Genomic DNA, 15,309 nt, shown 5'->3' on the forward strand with positions numbered 1-15,309 from the left:
AACGTGTTCAGCAGCCAACTCAGCCTCGTCAGCACGTCCGCCAGCAGACAGGGCGGCGGTGGCGGAGGCGGCGGCGGGGGCGGTACGCCCACCACGACGCCCGGTGAGACGACGACCACAACGACCACCGAGGGCGGCGGTAGCTAACCCGGCCCGTTGGCGTACTCGTCTTTTGTTGGGCGTGGAACGGCCAGCGGCTGCGACGCGAACCCAGGCTCGTTCTCTCTGCGTTCGCCCGCGACGCGGGCCCATCCGGCTGACTCTGCGTCGGCGACCCACCGGACGTCCGCCGTGTGGTCGGCCGGAGACGAGCGGCGGCCGGTTACTGTCCGCTGTCCGTCCGCCGAACGTGCGCGATACCGGGCGCACCGTCGACGAGCCAGAGCGCGAACGCCAGCAGGTACGGCACCGAGTAGAGGGCGAGAAAGAGCAGATGCTTCGTGGTCAGTACGGACTGGAAGAACTCACCGAAGACGCGGTCGATTCGACCGAACAGCGTCGTCTCGTGGCCGTACGGTGGAAGCGTGACGACGGGCCAGAGGAGTCGGTCGAGCGGCGAGATACCGCGCTTGGGCACCGCCAGAATCGCGTCGCCGAGGAGGTGCGACCAGTAACCGGCGGTGAACGCGACGCCCACGTCGAATCTGCTCCGAGAAGCCGTCAGGGCGAGGACGCCCAGACCGACCGGGACGGCGACGAGTATCGAGTGCGCCACCGAGTACCCCTGCGGAAAGAGGCCGAGCCCCCACGAGAGCGGCTTGTCGACGAGGTCCGGCAACTGCGTTCCGAACAGCAACGCGACGACGACCGCAGGACCCGCGGGCGGGTCGCCTGTCACGAGCCGATGGCCGAGCGAGTACAGGACGTAGCCGAAGGCGGCGTGGCCCCACGGCATCACGGCGACATCACCGACCGGCGCGTATCCTCGGTACACGACGAACCGGCGGTGTCGGGACCGACCGCGCGACCGGGGTCTTCGTCCGGGAATCTCATCGCCGGTGAGTAACGACCCGAGACGGAAAAGTACACACCATCGCCGGTTTTCGGTCGGTAGAAGTTGACGATTCACAGGTGCCGGCGGCCCGGCGAGAGGGGGAAAATCGCCGATCGGAAGCTACTGCGTCACTGGAGCGGCAAAATCCGCTCCCGGTGGGCGAGGACGCAGTGGGGTTCGCTACCACCGTAACTGAACGTGACGTCACCGCCCAGCGCTCGTTAGTCCAGTGGTCAGGTAGCCCCGCTGGATGGGCCGCAACCGACTCCGGCGCGGACGCAACTCGTCGAACCAACGGTCCACACCGGAATAGTCCGAGAATCGGACACCACGGTGCCAGCCGAGCAATTCGCCCGTGGCGACTCCTGGCTCGAAGTACTCGACGACGTGGTCGGGCGACAGCGAAACGGAGGGCCTACTCCGCCAGAAGGAACGGGCCGGTCGAGACGGTACGCTCGGCAACGACAGCCAGTGGGAGGACGTACACGCCGAGAAGAACGCTCGGGGTCATGATTATCGGGATGGTCAACGCGGCTATCGGACGAATGTACAGTTCCGGAACTTTGACTCCTCCACCCGAAGTGTAGAAAAGGAGCAGCAGTATTGATATGAGAATCGACGGGATACCCGTGTAAACGATGTACCGTGAGAGACCGGCGAGCTGTTGCTGGATGGTCAGAGTTTTGAAATGCTGCCGGGCGACGGGCACTGCCTCGAGTATCGTCGAAACGTCCTCCAGTATCGCCGAAATACGCTCGGGAAGGGAGCTCAGATCGGCTCGAAGCTGTTCCACAGCTACTGTGTTTTGTACGTACGTCTCGTGTGAAAGCGCCGATACGATGTAGAGGGTTTCCGTCCGCTCGTCCTTCGCAAGGGTCTCTATGAACTTCGAGTAGTTCTGAAGCGATAGCGCGCACTCTTCGATCGCCTCGTGGTGCTTTGGATCGACCGTGTCGGCACTTTCGACGAGTTCCTCTGAGCGCGCGTGAAGTGCACGCGCGATCACCGCCAAGAACTCCTGTGGATTCACCGGCGGCCTCGGGTCGTCCGTGACGTCTCGTACCTGCTGGCGGAAATTGACAGTCCCCCGTAGTCGTCTCTTGATTTCGGGCGGAGAGGCGAACATTCGCGATAGAATAAGTTGGTTGATAGAAAGCGTCACCGTGAAAAGCGTCAGTTGGCCGGCGATGATACCACCGAGTAGCGTGGGCATCGAACTCGACGGACCGACTTCCAGAACGTTAAACTGGATCAGAAGGATGCTCAACGCCCATATCAGCCCAAGCACTAAACCTGCAATCAGAAGCCGGTGCCCGCGAAACAGCAGCCATTCGGTAAGAGCGAACTCACCCTCCTGTAACGATGGCTCGTTGTCGGGCGACGTTTCCCGCATAGAAACTGATAGCGAGGGACACGTATGAATGCTACTGACGTGGTTGAAGAGAGGAAGGGATTCCTCCCGAACGTATCGTTAGAGTAGCTTCGTAGAGATAGTGGTTCGACGGCAAAGTTATCCGAACGTCGGAATCGAACGCGCTAACGATTGACGCGAACGGCAGTGGAAAATTGGCGACAGAGCGTCTACCTATCTCCGGAGAGTTCAGTCGGTGGACGAAATTCCCCACGCGATGTGGTCCCAGAGCCTCTCGTAGGCGTAGTAGGTCACCGTTTTGACGACGTTGGTGACGACGCCAATATTGAGCGCATCGCCGACGTTCCCGACGACGAGCCATGCAACGGTGATCGTAATCAACAGCATGAAAAGCCGATAGCACAGCGTCTTGGTAATCGCTCGTAACCTGGCCTGGCGGGGAGAGCGAGAAGCGAGCCATCGGAGCATAGAGAAGGTGTCTATTCCGACACTAATAAGTAACCGCCAATAGTTCCATGTTGGTTGTTTCGTAACTGAAAGCAGTTACAGAAGTGCGAAATCCGATGGTCCGATGATAGTTCGAAAGAGAGATTCCTCGGCAACGGTATCGGACGACGATCCACCGTCCGAAACGACCGTGATCTTCGACGAACCTGGCGAAACGAGACGCCTGTACCGACGGATGCAGGAACACCGCGAGAAGCAGGGAAAGAGCGAACACGGATCCGACCCGTCTCGGGTCTCCTGCCCGCGCCTGAGTCCGTCCACATGCAAACGACGGACTACGCCGGTAACTACAACGAGGAAACCGGGGGCTCCTAATGGAACACCGCTCGCTTCTTCGGCGGATGGGCTGCTCGAAAGTAGTCATAGAGGTTTACCGATTGTATGCAGTAATCCGAGAACGGACCCCAACCCGTGGCCGCTACAGTCGAGTTGATCACGGTCGTCGTTACGATCTTGGGACTGGGAGTCGCTGCTCAAGTCATCTCGGACCGGTTTCGTGTTCCGAGCGTGATGCTCCTCATCCTCGCAGGCGTCGCTGTAGGACCGGAGGGACTCGGCATCATCACACCGAATATCTTCGGTGAGGCACTTCCGGCGATTGTTGGGCTCAGCGTCGCAATTATCGTCTTCGAAGGAGCCTTCCATCTCCATTTAGAGCATCTGCGCGAATCTCCGAGGGAGACGCTCCGCCTCGTCACCCTCGGCGCAGTCATCTCTCTCGCTGGAACGGCCATCGCCGTGCGATATGCACTGGACGCTCCATGGGACGTGGCGCTCTTGGTCGGGTCGCTCCTGGTAGCGACCGGACCGACGGTCATCACGCCCATCACGAACGTCGTCCCTGTCCGTAACCGCGTCGCCACCACGCTCGAAACCGAAGGCGTCGTCAACGACGTCACGGCTGCGATTCTTTCCATCGTGATGTTCGAATACGTTCTGCTGGAGACGCGCGGACTCCCGACGCTCGTCCGCGAATTCGGGGTGCGATTCGGAGTCGGTGTTCTTGTCGGGAGCATCGTCGCGGGAATCGTCTGGTATCTCCTACGCCACGTGAGGCTCTCTGTCGAGAACGCACCACAGAACGCACGGTTGATCGTCCTCATCGCCTCCCTCGTCATGTACGGTTTGGCCGAACAGATCGCCTCGGAAGCAGGCATCGCCGCCGTCGCGGCAGGTGGATTTATCCTCGGAAACACCGACTTGCCGTATCGAGATGCCGTCGAACGATTCAAGGGAGATATCACACTCCTCGTGATTGCATTCATCTTCATTACCCTCGCCTCGCTCCTCTCTCTCGGGGACTTACTCGCGCTCGGAATCGGGGGAGTGATCGTGGTCATCGCAGTCGCCGGCGTGATTCGTCCCGCCCTCGTCATGCTCTGTACCCGTGGAGGTAGCTGACACTGAACGAACGGCTCTACGTCAGCGCAATCGGCCCGCGAGGAATCATCCCGGCCAGCGTCGCAACCCTGTTCGCGCTGGAAATACAGCCCCAGAACCCGCAAGTTGCGACGACGCTCGTCGGGACGGTCTTCCTCGTAATATTCGTGACCGTGGTCTTTGAAGGGGGCCTGGCACGTCACCTCGCACAGGCACTGGACGTGATTCCGATGCGGACGATCATCATCGGCGGCGGGCGCGTCGGGCGAGCGCTTGCCGAACGGCTCGAGGAACGCGATGAGGACGTTGTGATCATCGACAACGACGAGCAGGCCGTCGAAGAGCTCAGAGCGGACGGGTTTTCCGTTCGACACGATGACGGCGCCAGTCAGGAAGTTCTGGAGGCCGTGGGAGCCGGGAACGCGAAGGTAGTAGCGGCGGCGACAGGCGAAGACGACGTCAACCTTCTGATTGCCCAACTCGCCAAGAACACGTTCGACGTCGAGACCGTGGTGGCCCGCGTGAATCAGCCAGGCAACGTCGACGCGTTCGAAGATCTCGACGTCGAAGCAATCTCGGCCGGCATGTCCGTCGCGTGGTCGATGGACAACGTGATCGAGCGACCCGCGATCTCCCGCTGGATGACCGAGTTAGGCCGAACGGGCGACGTACAGGAAGTCGAAGTCACGACCGATACGATTGCCGGCAAGACGGTGTCAGAGCTCATGGTCGATATCCCGGAAGACTGTCACCTCGCGCTTCTCAGTCGAGACGAAGTCAATCAGCTTCCCCATCCAGAGGATACGATCGAGCACGGTGACCATCTGACGTTCATCGGGCGAACAGAAGCAGTCCGTCAAGCCATCGAGCACTGCACCGGGTGAGACCCGTCACTCGAAGTACGACCGGTCGCGTTTTCCTCATCGTCACGTGAGCAAGTGAGACCGGGCAAGGCGGTCAACGGGGCTCGTTGGGTTAACTATGCAGACATCGAGGTGAGCGGTCTATTTTCGGTTTTTGTACGTACCTACCTTAATAAGAATTATTGCTTTTAATCTGGACTGGTTTTCATCGAAGGCTCGCTGTAGGAGCAGCGGTCCAACTGTCGAAGTCCGCCGAGTTACGGTTGCAGTCCCAGGATGAACACAGCGAGCAGTACGAGGGGAACGAGAACGATCGTCACGAGCAGCGACGTCACGTACGGAAGGAATCTGGTGGTAATCGTCGCACCCCCGATGTCGCCGTACAAGAGCGCAACGAGGATCGATGACGCGACGCTTACGCTTCGAATACTCGATTGCTCGCTCGGATAGTTCACTCAACCAGTTCGTGAGTAATGGTTCTTCTGGCAGGAAACACAGCTTCAGAACGGGCGAATTTCCGTGTGTATACGTGGCTCTGTCGATATCCGCGTCTTCTGACGGGTGACGGAGTGATAATACTGAGCGCTATGGCCCCGAATCGAACGAGCGGAGGTGCGATAGTTTCCTCAACCTCGAATCGGACTACCGATTGCTCCTGTCACTCTCCAATGATTTCAACGGATCCGAGAGAACGTTATCCGAACTAAATCTGCCAGCGGAAGGAGTGATACTCGGTATTCGATGAGAGGGCTCGTACATCGGCACCCCAGCCAGAAACGGAGACGAAACCGGGCAACACCCTCGTCCTCGATGGCCAACAAGATAGCCTCGAGGAGCTTTCTGACCGCCGAGCAGGAGATGCTGTCCACGATGAAGAGACTCTCGAACAGCACTACGAACTCCGCATAGATCGAGAACGGGATACCGGGGGTAGGCCACTTCCGGTTAAATAGGTCTTAAGCGGAAGTGACATGGTTACGCGCTGAGTGACGAAAACCGCATGAGGGCGTCGGGGATGCCCGGTGATAAATCTCATAGTGCTATAGGAAATCAGTGGGTTTCGGGAGTCGATACTGCGACGGCTATAGAGAATCTATGATTCGGGATTTCGGACGGACTAGTGAGCGGAAACCGCTGCAAATCGAGTCTCGCGCTCAGTCTTGTCGTACCAACTACTTTCTGTCGAGTTCTCGAGACCGCAGGCAGCGATGCCACTCGGAAACACGGCGTTCGGCTGGATTGGACGGCTTTCTCTCCGATTCCCGACTCCTTCTTCAGCAAAGTGAGCGTGTTATCGGCGCGTGTTCGTACCCATCAGTCGAATCCACCTGGACGAGCACATCGACCGCCCACCATGTCGACCTCGCGTCGCTGTCGTGCGCATCGAAGATGAAGTAGGCCAGCGGAAACGAACGGGCGAATTGCTCGACAGAGGAGCGCTCGTCGTATCAGAACCACGTTTCTGAGATAGTGCGAACATCTGACTCCAGTCCGGCAAGCCGGGTTCGGTCGTACCAGGGCGTCGAACCGTACACCGGTCACTCGGTGTGCGATCGTCGGGAAATCCGTCGAAAGACAGTTCGGCGAGACTCACACTCGAAACCGCTACGAGACGCTGGACACGGCACGCGCAAGAATGCGTCTAACTGCTCAGTACGGTCTGTTCAGAGATCGACAGAGGCCACTACTTCGTACTCGCTTCTATCGGCCGGTGGTCGAGTGATCGTAATATTATCTACAGTGAAATCCCATTCGAAGTCGTATTCCAGGAGGAACGAAACGATGTTACGAGTTCGCTCATCATCAACGTCGAGTGCGAAGCCCACGTGTGGAAACCATCTCTGCGGTTCGTAGTATGGCTCTGGTGCCGTTCCCAGATTCTCGACCGCCCGTACGACGTCAGAGTGGAGTGCTGTGAGTTGAGGGGATTTAGCGACCGGGAGCCAGACGACGTTACCGGGGAAGATGCCGATACCATCTGTATGGACAGAAAACGGAGAGTGCTCTTCCGTAGCTTCCTCGACGGCCGCTTCAACGGTTGCAGTATCGACGTCATCGTCCAGCGCGTACAGGGTAAAGTGCGGAAAGGGGTTGGCGTACTCGTCAACGCCGAATTCATCTACTAACTCGTCCCGGATGGATTCGACGGTGCTGTAATACGGGTCAGGAAGCGTAGGTCCGATGATGGTAGCCATACTTCGATATCCTAAAATATTTGCAATAAATATTCTGCTGTTAGTCTGAGAAGTAGTACGCACGAAGCGTCCCAGTTTTGGAACCGATAATTGTCGAAAGGCCGGCATCAGCTGAGTCAGCACAATCGTTTATCTGTCCTTTAAACGCCACCTTGCGGTCAACGATCTTCCAGGTCCGTGTATCGATTTGGAACGAGGGCGTCGACCGAGGCCAACCACTGACGGGTCGATAGAGATCTCAGCCACTCTGACGATGCTCTGTCTGCATCGAGAGCAGGGCCAGTCACTTCGAGTGACGGGTCGACGATGCGGAGCCCCCGCCGGGTTCGTCGCGGTCGACAGTCGGAACCACGTCCGTGACGAGGTCGGCGTCTCCGAGGTACTGCCGACCGAACAGAAACACCATTGCGACGGCAACCAGGACGGTCAGGGCGTCCTGTGCCAGCGGGACGCTCGTCGTCGTCTCCCAGAGATAGGCGAGATTCGTCAGCCAGTGAAACAGGACCATCAGCGGCACGCTTCCACCGGATCCGTTGTACACGGCGGTCATGACCACCGAGGTTGCCATCAGTCCGACGAACAGGCGCACCAGCGTAACCGGCATGGAGCCGCCACCACGAGCGAATTCGGCAGCCGCGATCACCGTGGCCGGCGCGTGCCAGACCGACCAGACGAATCCGAGGACGAGCGCCGCGCCGAGGCCACTGTACCGCCGTTGCAAGACCGGGAGTGCGAGACCGCGCCACCCGAGTTCCTCGATGGGGCCCTGCAGGAGGCGCAAGCCCGCCGTCGTCAGGAACGCCGCGAGCCAGCCGTCGGCCAGACGGAGGTCTGGCCCACCGAGTACCGCGGTGAACGCGGCAGCCACGAAGTAGACGGCCGGGATGCCGACGACGACGGCTGCATACCACGGCCACCGACCGCGCACCTGCGAGATACGACGCCCGTAATCGCGGACGCCCTCCCGTCCGTAAGCGATGCCGACGACGACGAACGCGGCGATCGCGGGCGCCCAGACGACGAGGAACGCCAGCGGAGAGTATCCGGCGAACGTCACCTCGAACGGGAGAACCGGGGCGAGAACCAGCAAGATTCCGGGGATGCCCCACGATATCGCGAGCGTAAGGGCGAGGAAGGCGGCGAACACGTGTCGGCTCGTCCACGTAGTGAGGTGCGTTCCGAAAGCGCGTTTCACGGCAGCGGCTCACCTCGCGGAGGGGCGACGCTCCACGCAACTGACCGTCGCGTCCGGATCGATCTCCGCGACGACCGTCTCGCCGGCGTGCTCGAATCGCATTTCGAGTCGGAGCGGGTCCTCCGAGAGGACGGTCGCATCGAACGCGTCCATCTCCCCCCAGACCTGCGAGCCGTGGCGGGTCGAGACGTCGAACCCGTGTTCGGCGAAGAACCCCTCGACGACGGGGTGGAACGTCGCGAGCGTCGCACCGGATACTTCGGCGACGCCGCCGCAGCGGCGACACTCGAACTCGGCGTGCGACGGCTGCGGGTCGTCCTCGGTGCCTCCGGGAGGGCTGGCGAGTTCTCCGTCCAGTCGTCCCGCACAGATGGAACAGAACCCGTCGGCGATCCGTGTCATGAGCTGGTGCCACCAGCGGGCGAACGCCTGTGGCAACTCCTCGCGTTCGAACTGGTCGAGGCTGCCGGCCGGGAAGGAGAACCTGGCTCCCTTCTCGCAGTCGGTACAGCGGAAGTCTGCTTTCTCGTCGTCGTAGCTGACGACCATCTCGCCGCCACAGAGCAGACAGTCCCACCCGACCGAGATGGGGTCGACGGTCGCCTTCGTCGTGTAGGTGCCCGCGTACATCGCTCCGACGACCTGCTTGCCGGCGTGAGTCAGCTCGTAACCGTCGGATTCGCGAACGAACGACCCCACCAGCTTGCCGAGATGGTAGTTGAAGTTCCCGCTGTCCGCGATGTCGACGCGCTCGTACAGCGACGAGAACGTGAGCGCCTCGTTCGGGGTTTCGCCGAGCGCTCTAAGGATCTCGACGCGCACCCCGCTGGAGAGCAACTCGAAGACCTCGACCGGCGACCGTTTTTCGACGACCACGGACGGGTCATCGTCGGGAGCCCCGTCGGACATGTGTTCGTCGTCGCCGTCGAACGCCATTTCGCTTGCGATGCGCTCCGATCCGAGCCGACGGGAGTTACCCTGCCCGGAAAATATCATTTCTCCAACAGTAATCGGCTGCGGATTACACTTATGCGGTGTCGCTCCCGCAATCGAATACGATGGTCGACACGTACGCTGTTCGAACCAGTTCGGACGGCGACCGACGACAGAACGTATCGCGACGGGTATAGGACGAAGTCGCTACCCCGTCGACCAACTTCCGACACGATTCCGACACAGTCCACTCTATGCAAACGCCACAGAAGTCGATCGGCTATCTCCTGCATCGGGTCGCCAGACGACACTGGGCGAGGTTCACCGAGGGGATCTGCTTTCTCCTCCTCGCGCTGTTCCTCCAGCGCATTCCCGCCCTCTTCATCGGGGTCGCCCTCGACGCGCTCCTCCTGGAGAGCCGGGCGTTCACGCTGCCACTGCTCGCCGCCGGCTGGATTCCGACGACGACGAACGGACAGGCCCTCCTGACGGTCGGCGTCCTCGGAGCCGCGATAATCGTCGAGAGCACGTCGAAGTGGTACGGGCAGCTCGTCTACGAGGAGGCGACCCTCCGGACGCTCCACGAGATACGGACCACCACCTACGACACCGCCACGTCGCTCTCGATGCGCTTCCACGACACCAGCGAGGGTGGCGACATGCTGAGCATCCTGAACGACGACGTCGACAACCTCGGCGACCTCTTCGACGGCGCACGCGACGGCGTCCTCTACGGCGGTGACGTCCTCAGCGCGTTCGCCTTCATGCTCCTGCTGAACTGGAACCTCGCGCTCGTCGTCGCCGCGTTACCGCTGCTGATCGTGGCGACGGGTCGCGTGTACGCCGCGCTGCTGGAACCCAGGTTCGATGCCATCCGGGAGAGCGTCGGGGCCATGAACGTCTGCCTCCGCGACGCTATCGAGGGGCTGGACACCGTCAAGGCCTTCACGCAAGAAGCCCGAGAGCGCGCCCGCGTTGCGGACGCGTCCACCGAGTACAAGCGGTCGAAGTGGTCGGCTATCCGCCTTCGAGCCGTCTACAATCGGGTCTCGTGGCTCATCGCCGCCGTCGGCATCTGGGGACTGTTCCTGCTGGGCGGGTACTGGATCATCGCGGGACCGCCACTGTGGTTCACCCAGGCGCTGTCCGCTGGCACGCTACTGACGTTCATCATGTACACGTTCTCCTTCCTGGACCCGACGCGGCGCCTCGCGGTCGACGTGATCAACAAGTTCGAGAGCGCGCAGGCGTCGAGCAAGCGGGTCGTCTCCCTCCTCCAGAGCGGCGACCGAATCGAGGAACGCGACGACGCTCCCGACCTAAGCGTGACCGAGGGCCGCGTCGAGTACGACGGCGTCTCCTTCTCGTACCCGACGGCCGAGGAGCAGACGCTCCGCGACGTATCCTTCGCCACCGACTCCGGCGAGTTCGTCGGCGTCGTCGGTTCGACCGGGGCGGGCAAGTCTACGCTGACGAAGCTCCTCTTCCGGTTCTACGACCCCGACTCGGGCACCGTCAGAATCGACGGGCAGGACGTCGCCACCGTCGACGTCGAGAGTCTCAGGGACCAGATCGGGTACGTCAACCAGGAGCCGTTCCTCTTCCACGGCACGGTCCGGGAGAACGTCGCGTACGCGACCCCGGAGGCGACGCGGGAGGACGTCGTGACCGCCGCAAAGCAGGCAGGTGCACACGAGTTCGTCCGCGAACTGGACGACGGCTACGAAACCACCATCGGCGAGCGGGGAGCGACGCTTTCGGGGGGCCAGCGCCAGCGCATCGCCATCGCACGCGCCATCCTCCCCGACCCCCTGATCCTCGTCTTCGACGAGGCCACTAGCCACGTCGACAACGAGACGGAACTGGTGCTCCAGGAGAAACTCGACGAACTCACCGCGGACCGTACCACCCTCATCGTCGCCCACCGCCTCTCGACGGTTCGGGACGCAGACCGGATTCTGGTGCTGGAGGACGGGAACGTCGTCGAACGGGGGACGCACGACGAACTCGTCGAGCGGGGCGGCACGTACGCCACGCTGTGGCGCATCCAGACAGGGGACGTCGCCGAGGTCCCCTCCTGAGGCCGGGACCGGACGAGCGGTGCCGTACCGACCCGGGTCGGCGCGCTCGTCGATGGCTTCGTCAGGCGGCCGGACCGTCGCAACCGAACGTCCGCGACCGCCACCTGCGAACGAAACCCCGGGCGCGACGAGCACCGCGCAATCCGACTATCTTTAAGCAGTGAGAGAATTCGGCCCTTTAGGGCAGGCGTGAATCGCGTCACTTCATTACACAACCTACGTGCTACAGCACTCTGAATACCCCACCGTAACACGAACCTTTTAAGGTACAAGAAAACATACAGAAAAACGGATGCGAGTTGACATCGCCATCAAGCGTGGCAGTGACCTTCACGAGCGAGTGAAAGAATACTCCCGCGAGAACGGCCTACGAATGGACTTCGCCTACGCCGAACTCGTGGAGAAGGGCCTCGACGCTGCTGAAGAATGAGTGAGGAAAGTAAGACGCTCGAAGCGTATCTTGCTCCACCCACTCGACACAAGCAGCGCAAGCTCCACGACGAGCATGAGCGATACGGGACGCTGCTCCACCGCAGTTTCAACGAAGAGTGCGATACGATGAGTGCTGTCAACGAGGTCGTCAGCGGTGAAGACCTCAATTGGCACTCGAAAAACGCACTCAAGAAATACGTTCCCAACTTGCTCGACGAGGACACGTACGGTGCAAAGCAACTCGCAGACGACCACCCCATCCGCTACGCGAACACCGCAGCCGTCTTCGACGTTGACGAGGACAGACACCACTCGATTTGCTGGGAAGTCCCACTCTCCGGCAGGGCCCACCAAGACACGCCATCGAGTGAGGAACTCCCGTCTGCAAAGCGGGCTTCCGATGACAAGGGTTCGTCTAGCTCACCAGCGGTGGGAGCGGGGACGGGGCCAGAGACCGGTGACGCGCACACGTCTTGAAACCTCAATCCCAGCCAGTCTGGGTATTCCACCCGTGGTGGAAGCCCCGGCGTGAACGCCAGGCGAGGATGTCACCGGAACTGCATGCCGCCGTTCACGTTCACGATTTCCCCGTGGACGAAGTCGTTCTCCAGTACGTACTCGACGGTGTGTGCGATCGCTTCCGGGTCGCAGGCGTAGGTCGGAAGGTGGGTGTCGACGTTCTCGTGGCCGCGGAAGTCGATATCTTCCAGATACGAGACGATGTCGTCGTTCAGATCCGTCTCCACCGGCCCGGGCGCGATGGCGTTCACCTGAACGCCGTCGGGACCGAGCTCCCGGGCCAACGAGCGGGTGAGGCCGTGGAGTCCGGCTTTGCTCGCCGCGTAGCTCGCGTCGACGGTTCCGCCCGTCCCGCCGATGCTGGAGACGTTGACGACGTCCCCGCCCGGGGATATATGCGGAATCGCCGCTCGCGCCGTGTAGAACGCGCCGCCGAGATTCGTCTCCATCACGTCCTGCCACTGCTCGTCGGTAATCTCGGTCGCCCTGCTCGGACGGACGATTCCGGCGTTGTTGACGACGGCGTCCAGTCCGTCGAACGTCCGGACGACGTCGTCGACCATGCTCGTCACCGCATCGGAGTCGCGGACGTCGGCCCGGAAGGCGCTGGCGGTCGCTCCCTTCGCTTCCGCCTCACGGACGACCTCTCGGGCGGCGTCGGCGGACCGGAAGTAGTTGACGGCGACGTCGTTCGTTTCCGCGAGCCGCAACGCGATGGCTCGGCCGATTCCCCTGCTCGCACCGGTCACGAGTACTGTCGTGGCATTACAGATTCGTACTACCGACTAATACCTGTGGCGAACGACGAGGGAGCCGGTCGAAGGGACGAAACGGACCCGGTCTCAGGGAGAATTCGGTCGGTCGGATGGGTAGCGCAGGCCGAACTCCCGTTCCAGCACGTCGTGCCACTCGCTCGGCTCGACCGGTCGTTCGCGTTCGTCGCTCTCGGTCGCGCGGGTGAGCATGTCGGGCGTGAGCTTCACGTACCCCCGTTCGGTGGCGACGAGGACGACGGGGTCGCCGGTGAACGCTGAGTCGGGAGCGGTCTGGAAGTACTCGCAGGTCGCCTCGAAGTAGCGCAGCTCCCGTGGCACGGTCCGGAAGATGTACCTGTCCTGCCAGTCGTCGGCGTCGGACCGCCGGTACCGGGTCACGTGGTCAGCGTCCGGCCGCTCGCTCTCGACGACGCACCACTCGACGCCGGCGGCGTCCGAGCGAGTCGTCCCGTCCATCGGGACCGGGCGTCGCAGTTTCGGGAGGCCGAGGCCGACGTCGACCAGGTACGGCCGGTCGAGGGAGACGCGGAGGACGAGGTGGTCCGCTGGCGGTCCGAACGTGCCATCGTCGTTCGCGATTCGGGCGGAGAGGCGGTCCACGTCGAACCCGAGTTCGTCGAGGAGCCATCCGAACAGCCCGTTGAGTTCGTAACAGAAGCCGCCCCGCTCGCGGTCGACGATCTTCTCGTAGAGGTCGGAAAGCGCGAGCGACACGCCCTCGCCCTCGCGGTCCCCGTGCGGGTCGCCGGTGATGGACAGCGTCTCGAACGGGACCGCGGTGACGTGCGCTCGCTGGAGACGTTCGAGCGTCTCGCGGTCGCGGGCCAGCGCGCGCGACGGCTCGACGCCGATGCGGGACAGGTAGCGTTCGTGGTTCATGTCGTCCGTCACGGTTCCTGTCGAACGTCGCGTCGACAAGAACAAAAGGACTCGCTGAACTCGATTATTGTTACCCGGGTTATACTTCTGGCCGCCGACGGGTCGGACCGAAAGTGATTATCCACCTCCCGTACACGTTTCCCGCATGGCGGGTGAGGACCACGAACCGGCCACGGAGGCGGCCCCGACGGCCGAGGAGACGTTCGCGCTCGTCGGCAACGAGGTCCGGGCGGGAATCCTCCGGACGCTCAGCGACGCCCGCGGCGGCGAGGGGAGTCCACCGTCCCTGTCGTTCTCGGAGCTTCGTTCGCGCGTCGACGCCGACGTCCGGAGCAGTCAGTTCAACTACCACCTCCAGCAGCTCGTCGGGCAGTTCGTCGAGAAGCGCGCGGACGGGAACGCCCAGCTCGTCGACGACGTCGTCGACCGGAAGGACGACGGCTACGCGTTGCGCCCCGAGGGGACGATGCTCACCCGGACCATCCGCGCTAGGACGACCGGCGACGAGTCGGTCGACCGCCTGGCCGTCGACCTCGACTGCTACCACTGCAGGACGCCCGTCGAAGCGACGTACCGCAACTCGATATTCAGGATGCAGTGTCCCGACTGCGAGTATCTCTACGAGTACGACCTGGTGCCGCCCGGCGTCCTTGACGACGACGAGCGGACGCTGCTCTCGCAGGTCGGCGAGCACCAGCGCCACGTTCGCCCGCGGCGCCTGTCCGCTCTGCGGAAACGCCGTCGACGTGCGGTTCGTTCCCCCGTCCGACACGGGGTACCCGCGTCCGGACCTGCGCGAAGCGTGTATCAACCGAGCGTGCGACCACTGCGGCCACCGGAACTACCTGCGGGTCGGCGAGGCACTCCTGCGCGACCCCGGGCTGATATCGTTCTGCCACGAGCGGGGGCTCGACGTGACGACGACGCCCATCTGGGAACTGGAGTTCGCGGCAACCGACCGCTTCACGACGGTTCGCTCGACCGACCCCTGGGAAGTGGCCCTGTGTGTCTCGCTCGACGGCGTCTCCGCGAGCGGCGCGGAGACTCGCTCCGCGGACCGTTCGAGCGGAGGCTCGTCGGCCACAGCCGACGGTGACACGCTCGAACTGGTCGTGGACGAGGACCTCTCGGTCGTCGAGCGCGACTACCCGTAGCGGTTGCCGGCGAGACGGGAGCGGGGACA

General features: G+C 62.2%; 11 protein-coding genes and 2 pseudogenes. 5 read left to right on the top strand and 8 right to left on the bottom strand.

Features of this window, described 5'->3' with window-relative positions; all coding sequences use genetic code 11:
- Positions 1-322 precede the first annotated feature (322 nt).
- The 3 genes from ACRYA2_RS18135 to ACRYA2_RS18145 all read right to left on the bottom strand — a co-directional run bounded on the left by ACRYA2_RS18135 (position 323) and on the right by ACRYA2_RS18145 (position 2,834).
- Complete coding sequence (locus tag ACRYA2_RS18135) at positions 323-934, bottom strand: metal-dependent hydrolase (RefSeq protein WP_433631293.1); 612 nt, start codon at positions 932-934, stop codon at positions 323-325.
- Between the two features lie 475 nt (positions 935-1,409).
- Entirely contained in the window at positions 1,410-2,387 is a 978-nt protein-coding gene (locus tag ACRYA2_RS18140; protein ID WP_433631296.1) for a DUF7972 family membrane protein, read from the bottom strand.
- Between the two features lie 207 nt (positions 2,388-2,594).
- Complete coding sequence (locus ACRYA2_RS18145) at positions 2,595-2,834, bottom strand: DUF2061 domain-containing protein (RefSeq protein WP_433631298.1); 240 nt, start codon at positions 2,832-2,834, stop codon at positions 2,595-2,597.
- A gap of 450 nt (positions 2,835-3,284) precedes the next feature.
- On the opposite strand from ACRYA2_RS18145, the pseudogene ACRYA2_RS18150 reads away from it, so the two are divergent.
- A pseudogene (locus tag ACRYA2_RS18150) lies at positions 3,285-5,137 on the top strand (cation:proton antiporter domain-containing protein).
- 1,643 nt (positions 5,138-6,780) lie between these two features.
- Here the strand turns inward: ACRYA2_RS18150 and ACRYA2_RS18155 are convergent.
- From ACRYA2_RS18155 to ACRYA2_RS18165, 3 genes are all read right to left on the bottom strand, one after another.
- On the bottom strand, positions 6,781-7,311 hold the full coding sequence (locus tag ACRYA2_RS18155; protein WP_433631301.1) for a 2'-5' RNA ligase family protein: 531 nt from the start codon (positions 7,309-7,311) through the stop codon (positions 6,781-6,783).
- 283 nt (positions 7,312-7,594) lie between these two features.
- A complete protein-coding gene (locus ACRYA2_RS18160; RefSeq protein ID WP_433631304.1) occupies positions 7,595-8,458 on the bottom strand; it encodes a CPBP family intramembrane glutamic endopeptidase in 864 nt (287 codons plus the stop codon).
- Between the two features lie 57 nt (positions 8,459-8,515).
- On the bottom strand, positions 8,516-9,502 hold the full coding sequence (locus ACRYA2_RS18165) for a winged helix-turn-helix domain-containing protein (protein ID WP_433631307.1): 987 nt from the start codon (positions 9,500-9,502) through the stop codon (positions 8,516-8,518).
- 191 nt (positions 9,503-9,693) lie between these two features.
- Here ACRYA2_RS18165 and ACRYA2_RS18170 point away from each other — a divergent pair, with 191 nt between their 5' ends.
- The 3 genes from ACRYA2_RS18170 to ACRYA2_RS18180 all read left to right on the top strand — a co-directional run bounded on the left by ACRYA2_RS18170 (position 9,694) and on the right by ACRYA2_RS18180 (position 12,429).
- Positions 9,694-11,520: an ABC transporter ATP-binding protein gene (locus ACRYA2_RS18170; protein ID WP_433631310.1), complete on the top strand. Its 1,827-nt coding sequence runs from the start codon at positions 9,694-9,696 to the stop codon at positions 11,518-11,520.
- A gap of 292 nt (positions 11,521-11,812) precedes the next feature.
- The gene (locus ACRYA2_RS18175) at positions 11,813-11,950 is read left to right on the top strand and encodes a hypothetical protein (protein WP_433631313.1); all 138 of its coding nucleotides are present in this window, start codon (positions 11,813-11,815) and stop codon (positions 11,948-11,950) included.
- Entirely contained in the window at positions 11,947-12,429 is a 483-nt protein-coding gene (locus ACRYA2_RS18180) for a hypothetical protein (RefSeq protein ID WP_433631316.1), read from the top strand. Before ACRYA2_RS18175 ends, ACRYA2_RS18180 begins: the two co-directional genes overlap by 4 nt.
- Before the next feature lie 71 nt (positions 12,430-12,500).
- On the opposite strand, the gene ACRYA2_RS18185 is transcribed toward ACRYA2_RS18180, so the two are convergent.
- Both ACRYA2_RS18185 and ACRYA2_RS18190 read right to left on the bottom strand, forming a co-directional pair.
- Positions 12,501-13,244 carry an SDR family NAD(P)-dependent oxidoreductase gene (locus tag ACRYA2_RS18185; RefSeq protein ID WP_433631617.1) on the bottom strand — a complete coding sequence of 248 codons (744 nt, stop codon included), beginning with the start codon at positions 13,242-13,244 and terminating at the stop codon, positions 12,501-12,503.
- A gap of 69 nt (positions 13,245-13,313) precedes the next feature.
- Positions 13,314-14,138 carry an arylamine N-acetyltransferase family protein gene (locus ACRYA2_RS18190; RefSeq protein ID WP_433631319.1) on the bottom strand — a complete coding sequence of 275 codons (825 nt, stop codon included), beginning with the start codon at positions 14,136-14,138 and terminating at the stop codon, positions 13,314-13,316.
- Between the two features lie 133 nt (positions 14,139-14,271).
- Here ACRYA2_RS18190 and ACRYA2_RS18195 point away from each other — a divergent pair.
- Positions 14,272-15,280 (top strand): annotated as a pseudogene (locus ACRYA2_RS18195) (DUF7351 domain-containing protein).
- Positions 15,281-15,309 lie beyond the last annotated feature (29 nt).

The sequence above is a fragment of the Halomicrococcus pelagicus genome, from assembly GCF_050954125.1.

Excerpts from the sequence above, each read along its gene's own strand:
- ACRYA2_RS18145 (WP_433631298.1), bottom strand. The coding sequence starts at position 2,834 with ATGCTCCGATGGCTCGCTTCTCGCTCTCCCCGCCAGGCCAGGTTACGA.
- ACRYA2_RS18170 (WP_433631310.1), top strand. The coding sequence starts at position 9,694 with ATGCAAACGCCACAGAAGTCGATCGGCTATCTCCTGCATCGGGTCGCC.
- ACRYA2_RS18155 (WP_433631301.1), bottom strand. The coding sequence starts at position 7,311 with ATGGCTACCATCATCGGACCTACGCTTCCTGACCCGTATTACAGCACC.
- ACRYA2_RS18165 (WP_433631307.1), bottom strand. The coding sequence starts at position 9,502 with ATGATATTTTCCGGGCAGGGTAACTCCCGTCGGCTCGGATCGGAGCGC.
- ACRYA2_RS18175 (WP_433631313.1), top strand. The coding sequence starts at position 11,813 with ATGCGAGTTGACATCGCCATCAAGCGTGGCAGTGACCTTCACGAGCGA.
- ACRYA2_RS18140 (WP_433631296.1), bottom strand. The coding sequence starts at position 2,387 with ATGCGGGAAACGTCGCCCGACAACGAGCCATCGTTACAGGAGGGTGAG.
- ACRYA2_RS18180 (WP_433631316.1), top strand. The coding sequence starts at position 11,947 with ATGAGTGAGGAAAGTAAGACGCTCGAAGCGTATCTTGCTCCACCCACT.